General features: G+C 76.0%; 16 protein-coding genes. 8 read left to right on the top strand and 8 right to left on the bottom strand.

What is annotated here, in order from left to right:
- The first annotated feature begins 44 nt into the window (after nucleotides 1-44).
- The gene (locus tag AC3ERT_RS18795) at nucleotides 45-758 is read left to right on the top strand and encodes a GAF domain-containing protein (RefSeq protein ID WP_435175494.1); all 714 of its coding nucleotides are present in this window, start codon (nucleotides 45-47) and stop codon (nucleotides 756-758) included.
- Nucleotides 759-806: 48 nt separating this feature from the next.
- On the opposite strand, the gene AC3ERT_RS18800 is transcribed toward AC3ERT_RS18795, so the two are convergent.
- The 3 genes from AC3ERT_RS18800 to AC3ERT_RS18810 all read right to left on the bottom strand — a co-directional run bounded on the left by AC3ERT_RS18800 (nucleotide 807) and on the right by AC3ERT_RS18810 (nucleotide 4,247).
- The gene (locus AC3ERT_RS18800) at nucleotides 807-1,577 is read right to left on the bottom strand and encodes a sigma-70 family RNA polymerase sigma factor (protein WP_435135317.1); all 771 of its coding nucleotides are present in this window, start codon (nucleotides 1,575-1,577) and stop codon (nucleotides 807-809) included.
- Between the two features lie 187 nt (nucleotides 1,578-1,764).
- Nucleotides 1,765-3,243, bottom strand: coding sequence for an aminotransferase class I/II-fold pyridoxal phosphate-dependent enzyme (locus AC3ERT_RS18805; protein ID WP_435175496.1), 1,479 nt, complete (start codon nucleotides 3,241-3,243; stop codon nucleotides 1,765-1,767).
- 65 nt (nucleotides 3,244-3,308) lie between these two features.
- Nucleotides 3,309-4,247 carry a DUF5996 family protein gene (locus AC3ERT_RS18810; RefSeq protein WP_435175498.1) on the bottom strand — a complete coding sequence of 313 codons (939 nt, stop codon included), beginning with the start codon at nucleotides 4,245-4,247 and terminating at the stop codon, nucleotides 3,309-3,311.
- Nucleotides 4,248-4,452: 205 nt separating this feature from the next.
- Between AC3ERT_RS18810 and AC3ERT_RS18815 the strand changes: the two genes are divergently transcribed.
- The 5 genes from AC3ERT_RS18815 (at nucleotide 4,453) to AC3ERT_RS18835 (ending at nucleotide 12,306) form a co-directional block, all read left to right on the top strand.
- Entirely contained in the window at nucleotides 4,453-5,061 is a 609-nt protein-coding gene (locus AC3ERT_RS18815; RefSeq protein WP_435135310.1) for a TetR/AcrR family transcriptional regulator, read from the top strand.
- Nucleotides 5,062-5,106: 45 nt separating this feature from the next.
- Nucleotides 5,107-5,964, top strand: a complete 858-nt coding sequence (locus AC3ERT_RS18820) for an NmrA family NAD(P)-binding protein (RefSeq protein ID WP_435175500.1) — start codon at nucleotides 5,107-5,109, stop codon at nucleotides 5,962-5,964.
- Nucleotides 5,965-6,138: 174 nt separating this feature from the next.
- Nucleotides 6,139-9,549 carry a type 2 lanthipeptide synthetase LanM family protein gene (locus tag AC3ERT_RS18825; RefSeq protein ID WP_435175502.1) on the top strand — a complete coding sequence of 1,137 codons (3,411 nt, stop codon included), beginning with the start codon at nucleotides 6,139-6,141 and terminating at the stop codon, nucleotides 9,547-9,549.
- Between the two features lie 123 nt (nucleotides 9,550-9,672).
- A complete protein-coding gene (locus AC3ERT_RS18830) occupies nucleotides 9,673-9,858 on the top strand; it encodes a hypothetical protein (protein WP_435175504.1) in 186 nt (61 codons plus the stop codon).
- Nucleotides 9,859-10,152: 294 nt separating this feature from the next.
- Nucleotides 10,153-12,306 carry a helix-turn-helix transcriptional regulator gene (locus tag AC3ERT_RS18835; RefSeq protein WP_435175506.1) on the top strand — a complete coding sequence of 718 codons (2,154 nt, stop codon included), beginning with the start codon at nucleotides 10,153-10,155 and terminating at the stop codon, nucleotides 12,304-12,306.
- A gap of 60 nt (nucleotides 12,307-12,366) precedes the next feature.
- Here AC3ERT_RS18835 and AC3ERT_RS18840 read toward each other — a convergent pair whose 3' ends face one another.
- Entirely contained in the window at nucleotides 12,367-12,750 is a 384-nt protein-coding gene (locus AC3ERT_RS18840; protein ID WP_335980491.1) for a winged helix-turn-helix transcriptional regulator, read from the bottom strand.
- Between the two features lie 124 nt (nucleotides 12,751-12,874).
- On the opposite strand from AC3ERT_RS18840, the gene AC3ERT_RS18845 reads away from it, so the two are divergent.
- Nucleotides 12,875-13,735 (top strand): NmrA family NAD(P)-binding protein, encoded by an 861-nt coding sequence (locus AC3ERT_RS18845; RefSeq protein ID WP_435175508.1) that lies wholly within the window; start codon nucleotides 12,875-12,877, stop codon nucleotides 13,733-13,735.
- Nucleotides 13,736-13,781: 46 nt separating this feature from the next.
- Here AC3ERT_RS18845 and AC3ERT_RS18850 read toward each other — a convergent pair whose 3' ends face one another.
- Nucleotides 13,782-14,651 carry a class I SAM-dependent methyltransferase gene (locus AC3ERT_RS18850; RefSeq protein WP_435175510.1) on the bottom strand — a complete coding sequence of 290 codons (870 nt, stop codon included), beginning with the start codon at nucleotides 14,649-14,651 and terminating at the stop codon, nucleotides 13,782-13,784.
- A gap of 20 nt (nucleotides 14,652-14,671) precedes the next feature.
- Complete coding sequence (locus AC3ERT_RS18855; RefSeq protein WP_435175512.1) at nucleotides 14,672-15,568, bottom strand: oxidoreductase; 897 nt, start codon at nucleotides 15,566-15,568, stop codon at nucleotides 14,672-14,674.
- 96 nt (nucleotides 15,569-15,664) lie between these two features.
- On the opposite strand from AC3ERT_RS18855, the gene AC3ERT_RS18860 reads away from it, so the two are divergent.
- Nucleotides 15,665-16,306: a DNA-binding response regulator gene (locus AC3ERT_RS18860; protein ID WP_335980498.1), complete on the top strand. Its 642-nt coding sequence runs from the start codon at nucleotides 15,665-15,667 to the stop codon at nucleotides 16,304-16,306.
- Between the two features lie 93 nt (nucleotides 16,307-16,399).
- Here the strand turns inward: AC3ERT_RS18860 and AC3ERT_RS18865 are convergent, their stop codons facing one another.
- Complete coding sequence (locus tag AC3ERT_RS18865) at nucleotides 16,400-18,133, bottom strand: CocE/NonD family hydrolase (RefSeq protein WP_435175514.1); 1,734 nt, start codon at nucleotides 18,131-18,133, stop codon at nucleotides 16,400-16,402.
- A gap of 15 nt (nucleotides 18,134-18,148) precedes the next feature.
- Nucleotides 18,149-19,090, bottom strand: coding sequence for an MBL fold metallo-hydrolase (locus AC3ERT_RS18870; protein WP_435135293.1), 942 nt, complete (start codon nucleotides 19,088-19,090; stop codon nucleotides 18,149-18,151).
- Nucleotides 19,091-19,110: the final 20 nt, after the last annotated feature.

Raw genomic sequence — 19,110 nt, forward strand, 5'->3', positions numbered from 1 at the left:
CCCGGCCCGCCGGCGCCGGACCGCCGGATACCCCGAATGGGCGGATGTGCGCGGCGAGTTCACCCGGTCGCCCGGGCCGCGCGGCCGACAGCCCGCGCGCCGTTTGCCACAGCGCGCTCCACACGGGAAGGTCACTCGCCTCCGCCGTCACCACCGCGCCCGCTCCCCCGCCCGAGGGCCCCTGGTTCCCCGGCCGGCGCCGCACCCCGCCGCCGGGCGCGCCGTTCCTCACCGCTCGCGGGGTCGGCCCGCTGGAGCGGACCAGGGCCCTGCAGGCAGCGGTCGACGAGGCGTCCCGGCTCACCGCGACGCCCGGCGCCATGATCCATCTCGTCGACCCCGCACGCGGCGGCGTGCTCGTCCTGGAGGCCGAACGCGGCCACACCCCGGCGGAGATCGACGCCTGCGCCCACCTGACCGGCACCGCGTCGGTCGTGGGCCGGGCCCTGACCGCGGACGGCCTGGTCACCGCGGTGGAGGCGGCCCTGCCCGCGGACCGGGGGCGCGTGGGGCGGGCCACCGGCGCGGCGGCCCCGCAGACCCTGCACGCCGCGCCCCTGATCGCGCCCGGCGGGCCGCCCATCGGCGTGCTGTCCGTCCGGCACCCGCACACCGCGCACGTGCTCACCGGCGGCCAGCGGACCGAGCTGCTGGAACTGGCCGCCGACGCCGCGGCCTGGAAGTCCTGGTACCGGCGCACCGTCGTGCTCGACGCCCTCGAGCACCTCCACGCCGGGGCGGCCGCCGACCGGGCGTGACGGCGGAGCGCCGCGGACAGCGGCGCCGTACGGGGCGTGTGCCGGCAGTCAGCCGGCGGCGGGCGCGTCGCCCGACATGCCCGCCCGCAGCGTCGCGCAGATCTCGTTCAGCAGCCGGGAGACGTGCATCTGGGAGATGCCCAGCAGTTCCCCGATGTCGGCCTGCTTCATGTCCCTGAAGTAGCGCAGGTACAGCAGCATGCGTTCACGCTCGGTGAGCGCGCCCATGCCCGGCCGGACCGCCTCCCGTCGCTCGACCGTCTCCAACGCCGGGTCGGTGGCACCCACGACGTCGTGGAGCGTGGCCGTGCCGTCGTGGACGCGGTGGTCCAGGGACAGGGTGGAGAACTCGTCCATCGACGCGATCGCCTCCTGCACCGCGCCCTCGGGCAGCGCGGTGTGCGCGGCGACCGCCCCCGGGTCGTCCGTGCCGAGCTCACGGCAGGCCGTACGCACCCGGGCGCGCAGTTCCTTCACGGCGCGCGGCACATGCACGCTCCAGACGTAGTCGCGGAAGTGGCGCTTGAGCTCACCGTCGATCGTGGGCACCGCGAAGCTCGGGAAGGCGTGCCCGCGCACCGGGTCGTACCGGCGCACCGCCTTGACCAGGCCCAGGGCGGCCACCTGCCGCAGGTCCTCCAGCGACTCGCCGCGACCGCGATAGCGCCCGGCGAGCCGGTGGGCCATCGGCATCCACACGACGACCAGCCGCTCGCGCAGCGCCTCGCGCTGCTCGGGCCCGGCGGTCGACAGGCGGCGCAGCAGGTCGGCGGACTCGGCCGGCTCCTCGTGCGGGGTGGCGGAACGGCGCTGGCGCATGAGACGCATCCTTCGGACGGCGGGGAGTGGCGGCCCCTCGGCGGGGGCCCGCGGGCAGCGCGGAGGGCTGTCCACGGCCTCGTGCGCCTGCCGTTCCGAAGCACACTCCGACGCCTAACCGCTGTGCCCCGGGCCAAACGGCCGACCGGCCGTAACGCCCCGGACGGCCACGGGGTGCGCCGCCCCCTCAGCTGTCGGCCACCACCCGGATCGTGCCCAGGGAGCCGTCGGCGGCGTCGGGCACGACCATGCCCGCGGCGACACCGGTGCGCAGGTAGCGCACCACGGCCTCGTCCAAGCGCTCGCCGGGCAGGGCCGCGGGGATGCCCGGGGGGTAGGGCGTGAGCATCTCCGCCACGACCCGGCCGGCCGCGGCCTCGCTCGGCACGGACTCGACGGGGCCGAAGAACGCGTCCCGCGGCAGCATCGCCTGCTCCAGCCGCAACCGCTCCGGCGCGGGCACCGCCACCTGCCGGTGGTCGCGCTCCAGGCCCTCCGTGCGGCCGGCCCGGCGGCTGAGGTCGCGCAGCGCGCCCACCAGCCGGTCGGCGGTCCCGGCGTCGTCGGCGTGGGTGAACTGGGCGCTGACCCGGCGGTGGTCGGACACGTGCAGGTTGATCCGGTGGTGCGCGCGCAGCCAGTCGGCGGCCTGGTAGCCGCTCACGCCGAGCCCGGAGACGTCGACGAACACCTGCAACGGGTCCAGGTCGTGGCCGCGGCCGGGGCCGCAGAAGTCGTCCCGCCCGTGGACGTGCAGGCCGTCGATGCCCTCGACGGTGGCGCGGACCTGCGAGGCCAGCGTCAGCGCCCGGTCGAGCAGTTCCGCTCCCTGCTCGACCATCTGGCGCCGCCAGCCGTCCAGCCCCGCGTACAGCAGCACCGACGGGCTGGTGGTGCCGAGCAGGTCCGCGCGCGCCGCCAGGGTCGCGGGCGTGATCCGGCCGCCTCGGAGGTGGAAGACGGAACCCTGCTCGAAGCCGGCGCCCATCTTGTGCACGGACGTCACGCACAGGTCCGCGCCCGCGTCCATCGCCCAGGTCGGCAGGTCGGGGTGGAAGGGCAGATGCGCGCCCCACGCCTCGTCGACGATCACCGGCAGGTCCCGCGCGTGGCCGATCCGGACGATCTCCGCCAGGTCGGCGGTCGTCCCGTACGGCGTCGGGCTGGTCACCAAGGCGCCCCGGGCGTCCGGGTGTTCCTCGAAGGCCGCCTCATAGGACGCGGGGGACGGCGGGTGGGCGAGGTGCAGCCCGGGGTCCCACTGGGGCTCCACCCACACCGGGCGGATGCCGGCCAGGATCAGCCCCGAGACCACGGACTTGTGCGCGTCGCGGCTGACGACCAGCTTCTCGTGCGGGCCCGCGGCCGCGAGCATGGCGGCCTTGACCGACAGCGAACTGCCGCAGGTGGAGAAGAAGGTGTGGTCGGCGCGGACGGCGTCGGCCATCAGCGCCTCGGCGCGCAGCAGGACGTGCCCGGAGGACGTGCGGTCGTCCAGCCCGCCGGTCGCGAGGACGTCCGCGCGGAAGACCTCCTCCCCCAGCACCGCGCGCAGGCGCGGGTCGGCGCCGCGGCCCTGCTTGTGCCCCGGCGGGGTGAACGGCAGTTGTCCCTCGGCGTGGTACGCCGCCACGGCCTCCAGCACCGGCGCTTGTGAGTGGTCCATACGGTCCCCCCTGCCCCGCGCCCGCCCCGCCAAGCGGTAGCGGGCCGCAACATCCACCGGACGGCCTACCCCCAGCGCTCCGGGTCGGCCTCCAGGGCTGCCCGGTCCCACCCGGCGCCGTCCGCGGCGGCCTCGTAGGTGCTCTGGAGGAAGCCGGTGAGGGCCGCGTCCGGGTCGTCGGCGGTGCGCACCGCTTCGTACGGGAGCAGGAACTGCCCGTGCTCGCGGCTGTAGAAAGCGTCCGAGGGTGTGACGCGGCGGTCGGCGTAGCCGGGCGGTTCGGGATAGGCGTAGGAGTAGAAGGCGCCCTCCTCGCCGCCGCCCGGCCAGAAGCCGCAGCTGCTCAGCTCGTGCGAGTAGCCCTCCACCATGACCCAGTCGCCGCAGTTCGGGGCTCCTCCGGCGTGCCGGGGGGCGCGGCGGCCGGAGAAGCGGGTGCACGCCAGGTCCATGGCGCCCCAGAAGAAGTGCACCGGGCTGGCCTTGCCGACGAAGCGGGCCCGGAAGGCGCCCATCACGCGGTCGGCCTGGAGGAGTTGGCGCCAGAACAGGTGCGCCGCGCGCGGGTCGTAGGTGTGGTGGCGGTGGTCCTGCGAGAAGGGGATCGCCGGCTCGACCTCGTTGGGGTGGTCCTGGATGGTGGTGTGCAGGTCCAGTTCCTCCAGCGCCCGGCTGACGCGCGCGGCGAACTCCGCGACCGGCATCGACTCCAGGGGGACGGTGCGCAGGCCGCCGTCGCTGCTGCGCAGGCGCAGCACGTGGTCCACGAAGTCGAACTCGATGTCGAAGAACTCGCCGCCGCAGGGCACCGCGGAGGTGGTCAGCCCGCGCGGGCTGACGTAGAGCGTCACCTGCCACCAGTGGTTGAGCAGGGGCGCATGAGCCAGCCGGACCTTGCCCACGATCTGGACCCACATGTGCAGCGTCTCGCGCGTGTCCTCCCACTCCGCGACCCGCAGCCGGGGCCACGGCGGTACGGCTCGGCGGGGGTTCCTGGTGGCCATGTCGGTGGTCCTTCGCTCGGCGGGTGCCGGACGGGCCGTCGGACGGCGGGGCGGGCGGCGGTCCACTCCTCACCATGCTGAGCAGCGCCAGGCAGCCCTGCAACTCCGGCCAGGGGGCGGGCGGGGCGCGGACGGGTTGCCGTGGGAGGCGGCGGCGGGGTACTTTCGATACGCAACGGTAGCGTAGCGAAAGTAGGGAGCGGGTGTGGCGGAGGCAGCGGGCGGTCCGGGCCGGGCGGGCGCGACGGGACGGCCGCGCGACAGCAGCCGGAACGTGGCCATCTACGAGGCGACCTTGGCGCTGCTGACCGAGGTGGGCTACGAGCAGTTGTCCATGGAGGCGGTCGCGAGCCGTTCCGGGGCGGCGAAGACGACGATCTACCGCCGCCACCGGGACAAGGCCGCGCTGGTCGCGGCCGCGGTCGAGTACCGCTCGCCGGCCGTGCCGCCCGAGCCCGCCGCGGGAGACCTCCGCGGCGATCTGCTCGCGCTCGTCGGCTGGCTGGGCCGGCAGATCGCCGAGCAGGAGATCGGCCTGCTGGGAGCGCTGTTCGCCGGAATGCGCGGCGATCCCCGGCTCGCGGAGGAGATGCGGCGCATCCGGCGCCGGGACGAGGCCGCCATGACCGGCGAGCCGCTGCGCAGGGCGGCCCGCCACGGCGAGCGGCTGTCCCCCCGGGCCGCGGAGCTCTTCGCCGAGGTCGCGCCGGCGGTGATCGTCCACCGCGTCGTGGTCGCGGGCGCGCCCTGCGACGAAGCGTTCGTCGCGCACCTCGTCGACGACATCCTCCTGCCGCTGCTGCGCGCGAGCTGACACCGGCCGGGCGCCCGGCGCGCCGCGGAAACGAAAGGGAAACCCATGATTGTCGTCACCGGCGCGACCGGCGCCCTCAACGGCGCCACCGTCGAGCACCTCCTCACGCGCGTACCCGCCGAGCGGATCGGCGTCAGCGTGCGCGACGTCGAGCGGGCCCGGCACTTCGCCGACCGGGGCGTGCGCGTGCGCCAGGGCTCCTACGAGGACCCGGCCGCGCTGCGCCACTCCTTCGAGGGGGCCGAGCAGGTCCTGCTCGTCTCCTCCAACGACCCGCACGCCGACGCCGTCGCACTGCACCGCGCCGGGATCGAGGCCGCCGTCGCGGCCGGCGCCCGGCGCATCCTCTACACCAGCCACCAGGGCGCCGGCGCCGACAGCCCCTTCCCCCCGGCCCGCGACCACGCCGCCACCGAACGGCTCCTGGCGGCCTCGGGTGTCGCCTGGACCGCGCTGCGCAACGGCTTCTACGCCCACAGCCTGGCCTGGCTGCTCGGCCCGTGGCAGCGGACCGGCACCATCACGGCCCCGGCGGACGGGCCCGTGTCCTGGACCGACCGGGCCGATGCCGCCGAGGCGGCCGCGGCCCTCCTCGCCGGTGACCGGACCGTCGACGGCCCGGTCACCCTGACGGCGCGTCAGGCCCTCACGTTCGACGACGTCGCCGCCCTCGCGTCGAAGGCCAGTGGCCGTACGGTCACACGTGTCACCACCGGCGACGAGGCGTGGATCGCGGCCCGGACCGCCGCCGGCACCCCGGAGGCGATGGCCCGGATGACGCTCACCACCTTCCAGGCGGCCCGGGAAGGCCGCTTCGCGGCGGTCGATCCGCTGCTCGGCGCGTTGCTGGGCCGCGAACCGCGCACCGTCGCCGACCAGTTCGCGGACGCGGGCACCGTTTGAACCCGCGACCAGGCGGGGCGGGGTGGGTGGTGCGCACCCATGTTTCCGCGCCGGGCGGGGACCTGCCGGCCGTGCGCGCGGGATGAATGTGGGTGGTGGGCGCGCATGCGGCGCGGCCGCGGCTCGCGGTCGACTCGTGGCCGGGAAACCGGACCGAGGACGAGGAAGGCCAGCATGGTGCCGACAACCGGGCCGACCGCCGACCGCCCGCTCGCCATGCCGTGGGAGCGGCGCGGCAGGTCGGCGCTGACCGGGGCCTGGTGGGTGCGCGCGCTCCGCCTGGACGAGCGCGCCGCCGCCGGGTGGCCGGACACCGAGGACGCCGGCGGCACCGGCGACGCTTCGCACCCCGAGGACGCCGAGGACCCCGAGGACCCCGAGGACGCCGACCGGGCGGCCGTGGCCGACATCCGCTTCCGGCGCTGGCGCGACGCCTTCCGCGAGCTGGCCGCAGACGCGCTGGAGCGCCAGACGGCCGAGTACGGCGGCACCCCGCGCGCCTTGCGGGCGCTGCTCGCCGAACCGCCCGAGCGCCTCGCCCGCCGGTGCGGCGCGGCCAAGCCCGCGTGGGCGCTGGACGTCGAACGGGTGGCGGCCTCGGCCGCGCACGACGCCCCCGACGACCCCGACACGCTCGACGGGGACGGGCCCGGCGGATGGCAGCGCGGCTTCGCCCGCGTCGTCGCGCCGTTCGTCCGCGAGGCCCTGCGCCGCTTCGACGCTGCGGCCGATGGCGCCGGGCCCGCCGGGCCGTTTGCCGCCGCGGACCGCGCCGTGGTCAGGGAGGCCGTCCGCGCCGACGCCGCCCGGCGCCTGGTCCGCCTGTCCGCCCGGGTGCTCGTCCTCGAACTGAACGTCCTGCGCGTCACCGGCCGGTTGGAGGGCGAGACCCCCGAGGCGCGCTTCGGCTCGTTCGTCCGGCACTTCCGCCGCCCGGAGCCGCTGGCCGAACTCCTCGACGAGTACGCCGTACTGGCCCGGCTGCTGGTCGACACCGCCGCCCAAGTGGCCGCGGTGCACGCCGAGTTCCTGCGGCGGCTCGCCGACGACCGGCCGGAGCTGGTGCGCCGGCTGTTCGGCGGCGCCGACCCCGGCGCCCTCGCCTCGTTCGAGCCGGCCAAGGGCGACCCGCACGACGGCGGCCGCTCGGTGGGCGTCGCCGCCTTCGCCTCCGGCGCCCGCGCGGTCTACAAGCCCCGGCCGCCGCGCATGCACCGGCACTTCAACGACGCCGTCGAGTGGTACAACGGGCGGCTGCCGGCGCGGTCCCGGCTGATGACGCTCCCCGTCCTCGACCGCGGCGGCCACGGCTGGGTCGGGTTCGTCCACCCGGCGCCGTGCGCGGACGCCGCCGCCGCGACCCGGTACTTCCACCGCCAGGGCGTGCTGCTCGCGCTGCTGCACACCCTGGGCGGCGTCGACTTCCACTTCGAGAACCTCATCGCGGTCGGCGACCAGCCGGTCCCGATCGACCTCGAGTCGCTGTTCTGCGCCGACCTCCCCCGCACCTACGGCAGCCCGACGCTGGACGGCGACCCGGCGGTGACGGCCTACCGCGAGTCGGTGGGCCGGGTCGGCCTGCTGCCGTCCGTCGTCATCGGCGCCGACGGGCAGGCGTTCGACGCGGGCGGCATGGGCGGCGACCAGGACGCGGCGCTGCCGTACCGGGTCGCGGACTTCGCCGGGGCGGGCACCGACACGATGCGCGTGGAGCGGGTGCGGCCCGTGCTCGGCGAGGTCCGCAACCGGCCCCGGCTGGACGGCACCGACCTGGACGCCGTGCGCTACGCGGCCCCGCTGCTGGCCGGCTACCGCGAGGGGTACCAGGCGCTCGCCGCCGCACGCACCGAACTCCTCGCGGCGGACGGCGTGTTGGCCCGCTTCACGGACGACCCCGCGCGCATCATCCCGCGGCCCACCCACGAGTACGCCACCCTGCTCGCCGAGACCACGCACCCGGACGCGCTGCGCGACGCGCTCGACCGGGACCAGGTGTTCGGCGTGCTGTGGGCCAGGGCCGCCGCCGACCCGGCCCGGGCCCGGCTGGTCCGGCACGAGGTGGCCGACCTGTGGGCGGGCGACGTCCCGCTGTTCACCGCCCGCGCCGGCTCCCGCGACGTGCGCGCGGCGAGCGGCACGGTCATCGCGGGCCTGCTGCCGGAGTCCGGCGCGGAGCGGGTCGGGCGCACCCTGGCCGGGATGGGCGAGCGCGACCTCGCCGACCAGGGGTGGATCGTCGCGGCGCACCTGGCCACCCGGACCGACGGCGCCGCGCCGCGCCCGGCCGACAGCGCCCCCGCGCCTGACGGCGCCGGGCCCGAACCCGGCGCCGTGCCCGCGGAGTTGGCCGCGCGGGCGCTTAAGGCCGCGCGCGCCGTCGCGGACCGCCTCGAGGCGTCGGCGTTCGCCGGTCCCGGAGCGCCCGGCGCGGCAGGGCGGCTCGGCTGGCTCGGGCTCGACCTGTGGCAGGAGTCGCGCTGGTCCGTACGGCCGCTGGGCGTCGACCTGTACAACGGGTACGCGGGCATCGCCCTGTTCCTGGCGCAACTCGCCGGCGTCACCGGCGAGCCGGCCCACGCCGACCTGGCCCGGCGGGCCCTGGACCCGGTCACCGGGTACGCGCGGGAGGTGCTCGACGGCGGCGGCCCGCACGAAGCCGAGGCGGCCGTGGGGGCGTTCACCGGTATGAGCGGGGTGGCGTACGCGCTGGCCTGCTGTTCCGCGCTGCTCGGCGACACCTCCGCCGGGGCCCTGGTCGCACCCCTGCTGGACCATGCCCGGGAGCGCGTGTCGGGTGGCGTCGCCCACGACGTGATCAGCGGCACCGCGGGCTGTCTCGCGGTCGCCGAGGCCCTGTCCGGCGGTGCCGGGCACGGGGCCGCGGCGCGCCGGCTGGCGGAGCGCTGCGCCGAGGCGCTCGTCGCGGGCGCGGTGCCGGCCGGCGCCGGTGCCGGCTGGCCGGGTACGGCGCCGCGCCCGCTGCTCGGCTTCTCCCACGGCGCCGCGGGCGCCGGCTGGGCCCTGCTGTCGTACGCCGCGCGCACCGGCGACGAGGCCGCCCGCACCACGGGCCTGCGTGCGTTCGGCTACGAACACGGCGCGTACGACGCCGCCTTGGACAACTGGCCGGACCACCGCAGGGCGGAGCCGGGCGGCCAGCACTCCTGGTGCCACGGCGCGCCCGGGGTCGGTCTGGCCAGGGCCTCGGTGCTGCGCAGGTGTGCGGGGACCGGCGCGGCGGACGCCCTGGCGGACAGCCGCGCGGACCTGCGGCGGGCGCTGGACAGCACCGCCCGCTTCGGGCGGCACCGCAACGACAGCCTGTGCCACGGCGCCCTGGGCAACCTCGAACTGCTCGCCGCCGCCGCATCGGACGGCATGGCCGCGGACGGCGCGTGGTCGCGGGACGCGGCGGCCGTCGTGCGGCGGATCGAGCGGGACGGGCCGGTCTGCGGGACACCGGGCGGGATCGCGACGCCCGGGCTCATGACCGGGCTGGCCGGGATCGGCCACGGGCTGCTCCGGATCGCCGCTCCCGGACGGGTGGCTCCGGTCCTGCTGCTGGCACCCCCTCCCCCGGTCTGAGATCCGCGGGCCCGCGCAGGCGCCCGGGCCCGCGGGTCGACCAAGCGCGCATGCGCCGGGGATTCCCGGCGATGTTGCGGTTCCCCATCCGGCACCACCGAAGAGAGAGGTCGACTCATGGACATGGACAACGCCGTCGTGCGCTCCTGGAAGGAATACGCCCCGGCCGGGACGACGACCGGCTTCAGCCCGGTCAGCTCGATCGACATCGCCGACGTCGCACAGGGCGGCTCGGTCGTCGGCGGAAGCTGGCAGTGGTCGTTCAGCTGCTGCGACACGACGCTGTGTTCGGACTGCTCCATCAACTGATCAGCGCCGCTCGCGTGGGCCGCACCTCAGGGGGGTGCGGTCCACGCCTGTGACCGTCCGCGCCTGTGACCACCACGCCTGTGACCGCCTGCGCCGCCCCACGACCGCGCCATTCATCTCAGCTATTATCCCGGTGATCGTTCTTAACGACTGCTGATGACCGGAGCAGGCTTGTGGGGACCGTTCCACCATGCAGCGCACGCGGCTCCTGGCGCCGCGTCAGGACCCGCGGGGCAGGCCCGGGTCGGCCCGTGCGGCCCTCGGCCGGGGCAAAGGGCACAGCCGGTGCCGGGCATGGGTGAGCCCCGCTTCGGGAGCAGGCGTCCGGCGCGTCTGGTGGGCCGGGAGGCCGAGTCGGGCGCGCTGTGCGACCTGGTCGCGGCCGCCTCGGCCGGGGACGGCGGCGCGGTGTTCGTGACGGGTGAAGGCGGCGTCGGCAAGTCGCGGCTGGCCGAACGGGCGGCCGCCGCCGCGCAGGCCGCGGGCGTCGGTGTGCTGCGCGGCCGCGCGGTCCGGTCCGGGCCGGCCGGCTGCCCCGCCCTGCGGCCGTTCGCCGAGGCGCTGCTCGGGCTGGCCCGTACCGGCTGGTCGCCGCCGCCCCGGCTGGAACCGTACGCGGGAATGCTCGGCCGGCTCGTCCCGGACTGGCGGCGCGGCGCGCTGCTGCCGGCGGCGGTCCCCGCGGAACCGTACCTGCACGGCGAGGCGGTGCTGCGGGTCCTGGCGGCGGCGCCCGCGGACGCGTACGTCCTGGTCCTGGAGGACCTCCACGACGCCGACCCGCACACGCTGGCGGCCCTGGAGTACCTCGTGGACAACCTTGCCGGCCAGGCGGTCGCGGTCATCGGCACCCTGCGCGACGTACCCGGCCCGGCGGCGGACCTCGCGCACTACGCCCGGCGGCGCGACCCGGCCGCGCTGCTGCCCCTGGCGCGCCTGGACCGGTCGGCCACGGCGGAGTTGGTGGCCGCGCTCCTGGGGGCGCAGGGCAGGCCGGTGCCCGCGGGCCTGTGCGACACGGTGTTCCGACAGAGCGGCGGCAACCCGCTGGCCGTCACCGAGCTGCTGCGCGGTCCGGTGCTCGCCGGGGCGGCGCCCGGCGGGTTGGTGCCCGCCCCGTGGCGGCCGCTCCACGCGCCGCGCGAGGGCGAGGACCGGGCCTGCGTCGCACCAGGTGGCGGCCCGGCACCGGTGCGGGCGCCCGCCCGGTCCGCGACAGTCACCCCGCTCACCCCCCGCCCGCGCCGGCCGGGACCGTACGGGCCCGCCGCCCGCCAGCGCGGCGAACGGGCCACGGCGGCACCGGACGTGGCCGCACACGTGGCCGTGGCCGCCCCTCGTGGCCCGGCCGCGGCACCCGGCGCGCGCCCCGAGCTGCTCACCGGCGGCGCCCATGTGCCCGCGCCCGAGGCGCTGCTGCTCACCGGCGCCCGCGGCCGGTTCGAGGCCGGTGGCGCCGTCGTGGAGGACTGCCACCTGCGCCTCGCGCTGGCCGTCGACGCACTGCTGCGCGCCCGCTTCGCCGACGCCGAGGAACTGCTCGCCGCCGCCTGGCGCGACATCGCCCGGCTGCGCCTGCCCGCGCTGGGCAGCTACGCCCTCGCGGTCCGGGCGCTGGTACCCGCCCACCGCGGCCGGCAGGCCGAACTGCGCTCCGCGCTGGCCGACTTCGACCGGTGGCGGGGCGCCCGGAAGGACGAGGTCCCGCTCGTCACCGGGCTGGGCCTCGCCGTCTGCGCGCTGCTGCACGGCGCCACCGCCGCCGCCCGCACCCACCTGAAGGGCCTGGACGGCACCGGCGCCGCCACGCCGTCCTACCTGTGCGGGCAGTACGGCCTCGGGCTGCTGGTGGAGACGGTGCACGGCGCCGCGACCCGGGCCGACCACGACGCGGTCGCGCGGCATGCGGCCGGCCGGCTGCCCTGGAACAGCCAGTTCGTGCACCTCAGCCGGGCGGTGCTGGCCGGGCGCGCGGGCGATACCGCGGGCGCCGAACAGGCCCTCGCCCAGGCGCTCGCCGCTTCCGCGCCCTTCCCGCTCGCCCGCCACCTCGGCCTGCTCCTGGTCGCCCCGGCCGCCGCCCGCGACCGCTGGGGCGACCCGGCCCGCTCCCTCCAGGAGGGCGAGTCCTTCTTCACCGCGCACGGCATCCACTCCGCCGCCCGGCACTGCCGCGATCTCCTGCGCGGCCTGGGCGAACCCGTCCGCCAGCGCCGCCACGGCAGCGCCGGCGTCCCCCGCCGGCTGTGGCTCATGGGCGTCACCGTCCGCGAGCACGAGGTGCTGGTGCAGCTCGCCCGGCACCGCACCAACCGCGAGATCGCCGCCGCCCTGCACATCTCCCCGCGCACGGTCGAGCGCCATGTCGCCAACCTCCTGGCCAAGACCGGCGGCGCCAACCGCCGCGACCTGGCCGCGCTGACCGCGCCGGAACGCGACGCCGGCTGAGCGCGGGCGGGTGCGGGCCCGGGGTTCGGGTGCGGGGTGCGGGTCCGGGTTTCGGGTGCGTCAACTCCCGTCGGCGGGGCGGGAGTCGTAGGCCGCACGGGCCTGGTGGACGCGGTCGGCACGGGTCCGGGACCAGTCGGCGACGGCCGTGGTGAGCGTCTCCGCCTCGCGCCCCAGTGCGGTGAGGGCGTACTCGACCCGGGGTGGCACCGTCGGGTAGACGGTCCGGCGGACCAGGCCGTCGCGTTCGAGGTTGCGCAGCGCATGGGTGAGGGACTTCTGGGTGACGCCCTCGACCCGGCGGCGCACCTCGGTGAAGCGGAGCGGCCGGTCGTACCGGCCGAGGACGCCCAGGACGTAGAGCGACCACTTGTTCGCCAGCACGCCCAGGACGGTGCGTGACGGGCAGTCCTTCGCGTAGACGGTCGTCGAGTCGGTATCCATCGGGTATCTGTATATCCAACCGGTGCCTACTTCACAAACGAAACCGTCGCTGTGCAGGCTGGAGGTGATCACTCATCACGCCGGGCAGCGGACCGACCGTCCCGGCGCCGACAGCGGAGGCACCATGATCCTGGTCACCGGGGCGACGGGCACGATCGGCACCGAGGCGGTACGGCTGCTGGCCGCGCGGGGCCTTCCCGTGCGGGCTCTGGTACGCGACATCTCCCGCGCCCCGCAGGACGGCAGTTGGCGCGGCGCCGAGCTCGCCGTGGGCGACTTCGACCGGACGGACACCCTCGACGCGGCCGCGCGCGGCGCCGACACGCTGCTGCTCATCAGCCCGTCGGTGCCGGCCCAGGAGATCGCGGTCATCGACAGCGCCGTCCGGCAGGGCGTGCGGCACCTGGTGAAGATCACCAACCACCGGGCCACCGCGGACTCCCCCGTCGACCGCCGGCGCGACCACGCGCGCATCGAGGCCCACGTGCGGGCGAGCGGGCTGCCCTTCACGCTGCTCGCGCCGAACCTGCTCATGCAGAACCTGTTCCTCGTGGCCCCGGCGATCCGGCAGACCGGCGAGTTCGCGATGTCGACCGGCGAGGGCTTCTTCGGCATGGTCGACGCGCGGGACGTGTCCGCGGCCGCCGCCGCGGTGGCGGCCGCGCCCGCCGGCCACGCCGGGCGGACCTACCTGCTGACCGGCCCGGAACTCGTCGGCTACGCCGACGTGGCCGCCGAGCTGACCCGCGCGCTGGGCCGCGCGATCGCCTACCGCCGGCTCACGCCCGACCGGCACCGGGAGCTGATGGTGCGGGCCGGGCTGCCCGAGGCGGTCGCCGCCTCCAACGCCCAGGTCTTCGCCCTGATCGCCGAGGGTGACGCGGCCTGGCGGTCCGAAGACGTCGCCGCGCTCACCGGAAGCGCGCCCCGCACCCTGCGCGCCTTCGTCACCGACCACGCCGACGCGTTCCGGGCGCAGGGATAGCCGCCGTCCCCGCGGGGCGGCCGCGGCGCCCGGCCCGTCGCTCCGGTCAGGCCGTGGCGACGGCCACCCGGCCGGACGCCAGGGACGTGCCGCCGCGGGTCGGGCTGCCGATGTCGTGGGCGAGGTCGAGGAGGCTGCGGTCCGAGGTGACGGCCAGGCCGTGTTCCGCGAGCAGCGCCGCCATGCGCTCCGGCCGCCACAGCGACCGCCAGGGCTCGCCGGAGGTGGCGGAGCCGCGGAGCACGCGGGCCAGCAGCCGCCCCAGCGCCGCCCGGGTCGAGGGCGCCTGGTAGTTGACGACGAGTGCGCTGCCCGGGGCCGTACGGGCGGCCAGGGCCGCGACCGTGGCGTGCACCTGGTCGCGCGTGAGGTAGGGCACGACGCCCTCCCACAGCCAGGTGGTCGGCGCGGCCGGGTCGTGCCCGGCGGCGTCCAGCGCCGCACCGAGGTCGTCGACGGCGAAGTCGACCGGCACGAAGCGGACGGAGCGGGCGGCGAGGGCGGGCTCCGCTTCGGCGAGGCGGGCGCGCTTGTCCTGCTGGGAGGCCGGGTGGTCGACCTCCCACACGTCGGTCCGCGCCAGGCCGGCCAGCCGCCACGCGCGCGTGTCCAGCCCGGCGCCGAGGACCACCAACTGGCCGGCCCCGCGCGCGCCCAGCGCCTCGTCGATCGCGACGGTCCGCGGCACCATCAGCTCCGCGCACGCCCGCACCTTCTCGTACGCCATGCGCTCGCCCCACCCGGCGGGCTGCGCGGACGCGCGGACCTGCTCCACGGGCGTGCGCTCCGCGCCGCGCAGCAGCCGCGCCGCCACCGGGTCGGCGAACCGGTCGGTGTCCGTCCTGCCGTCCGCGGCCGCCCGCCCCTGGCAGACCAGTACCGCCGTCCGGCTCGCCGCGCGCCCGTTCTCACTCATGGCGCCCCATTGTGGCCGTCCTAGCCGAGCAGGGCCAAGTCCTCCGCGGTCAGGCGCAGGGCGGCGGCCGCCACGTTCTCCCGCAGGTGCGCCGGGTTGCCGGTGCCGGGGATGGCCAGCACGTTGGGGCCCTGGTGGAGGGTCCAGGCCAGGCGGATCTGGGAGGGCGAGGCGCCGTGGCGGGCGGCCACCTCGGCGACGGCCCGGTCCGCCGCGGCCTGGGGGGCGTCGGCGGCGGCCGTGACACCGGCGGGGCCGCCGCCCACCGCGAAGAAGGGGACGAAGGCGATGCCGCGCTCGGCGCAGGCCTGCTGGATCGCGTCGTCCTCCCGGCGGGTGGTCAGCCCGTACTGGTTCTGCACACACACCACGGGCGCGATGTCCAGCGCCTCCTCCAGGTGCTCGGGGCCGATGTTGGAGACGCCCAGGTGCCGGATGAGGCCCTCCTCCCGCAGTTCGGCGAGCGCCGCGAACTGCTCCTTGAGGGAGCCCTCGCCGCGTTCGAGGCCGGTGCCGATCCGGAGGTTGACCACCTCGAGGCGGTCCAGGCCGAGCTGGCGGATGTTCTCCTCGACCTGGCCGCGCAGCTCGTCCTTGGTGTGGGCCCTGAGGAAGGCACCAGACGGGTCGCGCCCGGGCCCGACCTTGGTGGTGATGACCAGGTCGTCCGGGTAGGGGGCGAGCGCGGTGTTGATCAGCTCGTTCGCGGAGCGCAGGGCGGAGAAGTAGAAGGAGGCGGTGTCGATGTGGTTGACGCCCAGCTCGACCGCCTGCTGGAGCACCTCGACGGCCTGCGCGCGGTCGCTCGGGCTGCCGTCGGCCTTGCTCATCAGGCGCATGGCGCCCAGGCCGAGGCGGTTGACGGTGCGGTCGCCGAGCGTCCAGGTGCCGGCCGCGCCGGCGTTGTTCGTAGTCATGGGAGGAAGTCTTCCCCCGCGGGGCGGCCGGCGGCCGCAGGTGGCAACTTCCTGCCGCGCTTGGCGGCACGGGGGGCGCCGGGGAAGACTGGGGCCATGACGGTGGAGAGCGGGGTACGCGTGCTGCACGGCGAGGCGGAGGTGTTCGCCCGGACCGGGCACCTGTTCGCCACGGCCGGCGAGCTGTGGTGTGCGGCGCGGGACCTGAACACCTGGGTCCTCGGGCAGGACGTCGCGGACCGGCTGTCCGGGGCGCGGCCCCGGCTGCGCAAGCTGTACCAGCCGAGCGCGCTGATGAGCCCGCGGACGGCCGGGCATCTGCGGGCGGTTGCGGCCGGCCCCGACGCGCAGGTCCGGATCACCGCCGACAGCGTCAACGAGACGATCATCATCGACCGCCGGTTCGCGATCCTCGCCGGCGACCTGAGCGCGGGCCGGCGCAGCTACAGCGTGGTCTTTGAACCGGCGCTGGTCCAGAACGTCACCTCGCTGTTCGAGGCGGCCTGGCGGTCGGCGACCGACCTGGCGGTGTACGACGCGCAGTACGCGGAGCTGCGCGAGATGGCGCCGCGGGTGCTGGAGCTGCTGGCGTCGGGGTGCAAGGACGAGACGGCGGCCCGGGTGCTGGGCCTCGGGGTGCGCACCTACCGGCGCCGGGTGGCGGAGCTGATGTCCGCGCTGGGCGCGGAGTCCCGTTTCCAGGCCGGCATGCGGGCCCGCGACCTCGGGCTGATCTAGGACTGATCCAGGACTGATCCAGCCGGTCCGGGGGCCGCCGTGCGGATCTGCGCGCGCCGGCCCGCGGGCTCTCCCGCGGGCCGGCCGGCGGGGTCATGCCGTGGCCGGGGGCTCGGGGGTGGTGAAGGGGAGCAGGAGCCGGGAGGGGTGGGCGGCGTCCCGGTAGATCTTGTGGGTGACCGGGCGGCCCACCGGGAGGTGGAAGGCGTCCGGCGGCAGGAGCGCGTTGTGGGCGTCGGCCAGCGGCTCGTCGTTCGACAGTTCGGCCACCAGGCGGTGGCCGGGCCGGAAGGTGGCGGCGAAGGGGTAGAGCCGCAGGACGTACTCCTCGATCCGCCCCGGCTCCACCGGCACCGCCCGGGTGTGCGGGTGGTAGGGGTTGCCCTCGGTGGTGCGGTCCTCGTCCAGTTCGCGGTGGGACGCCTTGAGGTAGCCGGTGGTGATCAGCTGGCGGGCGCCGCCGGGCGCCTCGTCCCACAGCCGCAGGATGAAGTTCGTGTCGTCCTGGTCGATCTCGGCGAACAGGTGTGCCGCGCCGGCGCCGATCATCTCGGTGGGCTCCGCGAACGGCTCGGTGCGCCAGGTCAGCACCTGCACCGTGTCGGTGACGGTGAGCGGCGCCTGGTAGAAGCCGTCGGGGGCGGCGTGCTCGGCGCCCATGAACTCCGGTTCGCCCAACAGCTTGTGGCGCGGGCGCAGGTACAGCGGCCGGTAGGCGATCTTTTTGGGCGGCCACTGCGCGGCGGTGACCGTCTCGCGGGAGCCCTCCACGAACACGCGCACGGCCGGCTCGTCCATGATCCCGTTGTCGATGCCCTTGAGCCAGTACGCGTACCAGCGGAACATCGTGTCGTGCTCCTCGATCCAGGGGCGCGACTGCATCGGCGGGTAGGAGCCGATGTCGAGCTTCTTGGGGCCCTTCAGCACGTCGAACAGCTCGATGTGGCCGTCGACGGTCCAGCCCCGGCCCTGGTCGATCTGGAGGTAGACCGGGATGTCGATGTTCCGGGCCAGGGTGATCGGGTTGCGCTCCTCGTACCAATCGCCGTCGAGCGGGTTCATCACGATGTCGAACCAGAACTCGCGGTTCTTGGGGTACTTCAGCACGTGGACCAGGTTCGGCCAGGCCGCCACGTCCGGGTCGGCCAGCCGCGCGTCGACGAGCGTGTTCAGCTCCTCGGGGCCGTACACGTCCTGCATGCGGGACCTGACGTCCGTGTGCGCGATGCCGGAGTCGCCGCCGCGGCCCTCGCGGGCGGCGCGGGGCATGAACCACATGATCCCGCCGTGGTACGTCGTCTCGTAGAAGTCGTAGTGGCCGCCGCTGACGAAGATCGCCTTCAGGTGCGGCGGGCGCTCGGCGGCGGCGAGCACCTGCATCGAGCCGAAGTACGAGATGCCGATCATGCCCACGTTGCCGTCGCACCACGGCTGCGCGGCGACCCACTCGACCAGGTCGTACAGGTCCTGCCCCTGGGAGACCCCGCCGAAGTTGTAGTTGCCGACCATGGTGCCGCCGGAGTCGCCGGTGCCGCGCATGTCGCCGATGACGTGGACGTAGCCCTCGCGGACGACGCGGGCGATGTCGCCGGCCTCGATGCAGCCGTCCCACATCGGGCTGGGGCGGCGCTGCGGCGGCGTGGTGAGGGCCAGCGCCTGGAGTTCCTTGCCGTAGGCGCTCATCGCGATCAGCGCCGGCCGCGGTGTGTCGTCGGTGCCGCGGTAGGCGTCCACCGCGAGTTCGACGCCGTCCCGCATCGGCACCCGCAGGTCCTTGCCGACGGCGATGGTCTCCTCGCCGGCCCGCAGCGTACGGAAGTCGGTCATGGTGGGGCTCCTGTCCTACACGGTCCGGTGGTGCTGCGCGCGGTAGCCGTGCAGCGTGGTGAAGAACGGCGACGGCTCGAGCGCCGGGTCGCCGGTGTAGCCGAGGGCGTCGGCGACGGGTGCGAAGGGCGAGTACGGCGAGTCGCTCTCCGCCGGCCCGGCCGCCAGGCAGGCGCAGGCGGCCGCGGCGACCCGGCGCTCGGCGTCGAGGCTCTGGGTCAGCGCCTCCCGGGTCTGCGCCTCGTCGAGTGCGACGCCGTACGGCCTGCCGTCGGCGCGGCGGTAGGGGTGCCCGAGGTACAGCGTCCGCGGCCGCACCTCGTCCCGCAGGCGGGTCAGGCCCGCACGGTAGGCGGCCGGGTCGGTGTAGCCGGGGAAGCCGTTCGCGGCACCGTGGACCTGTACGGCGTCACCGGTGAAGACCGACCGCTGCCCGTCGACGGCGTAGGCCACGGACCCGGGCGTGTGGCCCGGGACGGCGTGCACCGAGACGGTGACGCCGCCGCCGAGCGGCAGTATCTCGCCGCCGCGGACCAGCACGGTGGGCTCCATCTCGCCGGAGATGACGGCGTCCGCGGCGGCCGCCACCCGTGCCGCGCCCTGCGGGTCGCGCAGATACCGGCCGCGGCCCGCGCGGTACTCCGCCACATGGGCCGCGCGGGAGCGGAGCATCGGCGCGTCGGCCTCGTGGATGACCACCCGGGCGCGCCGCCCGGTGAGGTTCCACAGGGCGAACGCCCCGCCGACGTGGTCGATGTGGCCGTGCGTCAGCAGAATCCAGCGCACGTCCTCGATCCGGCGCCCGAGCGCCTGGAGGGCCGGTGCCATGGCCTCGGCGGGCGAGGACGCGATGCCGGTGTCGACGATCGCCGGCTCGGGCGCGTCGACGAAGAAGCTGTACAGCCCGAACCGGCCCCACGGCGAGACCAGGGGGTGGACGGCGACGTCCTGCGTCATGATCCCTCTTTCCTGACGTG

The sequence above is a fragment of the Actinacidiphila sp. bgisy145 genome, from assembly GCF_057708125.1.

What these genes read in the sequence shown, in the direction of transcription:
- AC3ERT_RS18795 (WP_435175494.1), top strand. Translation starts at nt 45, where the DNA reads ATGTGCGCGGCGAGTTCACCCGGTCGCCCGGGCCGCGCGGCCGACAGC.
- AC3ERT_RS18800 (WP_435135317.1), bottom strand. Translation starts at nt 1,577, where the DNA reads ATGCGCCAGCGCCGTTCCGCCACCCCGCACGAGGAGCCGGCCGAGTCC.
- AC3ERT_RS18805 (WP_435175496.1), bottom strand. Translation starts at nt 3,243, where the DNA reads ATGGACCACTCACAAGCGCCGGTGCTGGAGGCCGTGGCGGCGTACCAC.
- AC3ERT_RS18810 (WP_435175498.1), bottom strand. Translation starts at nt 4,247, where the DNA reads ATGGCCACCAGGAACCCCCGCCGAGCCGTACCGCCGTGGCCCCGGCTG.
- AC3ERT_RS18820 (WP_435175500.1), top strand. Translation starts at nt 5,107, where the DNA reads ATGATTGTCGTCACCGGCGCGACCGGCGCCCTCAACGGCGCCACCGTC.
- AC3ERT_RS18825 (WP_435175502.1), top strand. Translation starts at nt 6,139, where the DNA reads ATGGTGCCGACAACCGGGCCGACCGCCGACCGCCCGCTCGCCATGCCG.
- AC3ERT_RS18830 (WP_435175504.1), top strand. Translation starts at nt 9,673, where the DNA reads ATGGACAACGCCGTCGTGCGCTCCTGGAAGGAATACGCCCCGGCCGGG.
- AC3ERT_RS18835 (WP_435175506.1), top strand. Translation starts at nt 10,153, where the DNA reads ATGGGTGAGCCCCGCTTCGGGAGCAGGCGTCCGGCGCGTCTGGTGGGC.
- AC3ERT_RS18840 (WP_335980491.1), bottom strand. Translation starts at nt 12,750, where the DNA reads ATGGATACCGACTCGACGACCGTCTACGCGAAGGACTGCCCGTCACGC.
- AC3ERT_RS18845 (WP_435175508.1), top strand. Translation starts at nt 12,875, where the DNA reads ATGATCCTGGTCACCGGGGCGACGGGCACGATCGGCACCGAGGCGGTA.
- AC3ERT_RS18850 (WP_435175510.1), bottom strand. Translation starts at nt 14,651, where the DNA reads ATGAGTGAGAACGGGCGCGCGGCGAGCCGGACGGCGGTACTGGTCTGC.
- AC3ERT_RS18855 (WP_435175512.1), bottom strand. Translation starts at nt 15,568, where the DNA reads ATGACTACGAACAACGCCGGCGCGGCCGGCACCTGGACGCTCGGCGAC.
- AC3ERT_RS18860 (WP_335980498.1), top strand. Translation starts at nt 15,665, where the DNA reads ATGACGGTGGAGAGCGGGGTACGCGTGCTGCACGGCGAGGCGGAGGTG.
- AC3ERT_RS18865 (WP_435175514.1), bottom strand. Translation starts at nt 18,133, where the DNA reads ATGACCGACTTCCGTACGCTGCGGGCCGGCGAGGAGACCATCGCCGTC.
- AC3ERT_RS18870 (WP_435135293.1), bottom strand. Translation starts at nt 19,090, where the DNA reads ATGACGCAGGACGTCGCCGTCCACCCCCTGGTCTCGCCGTGGGGCCGG.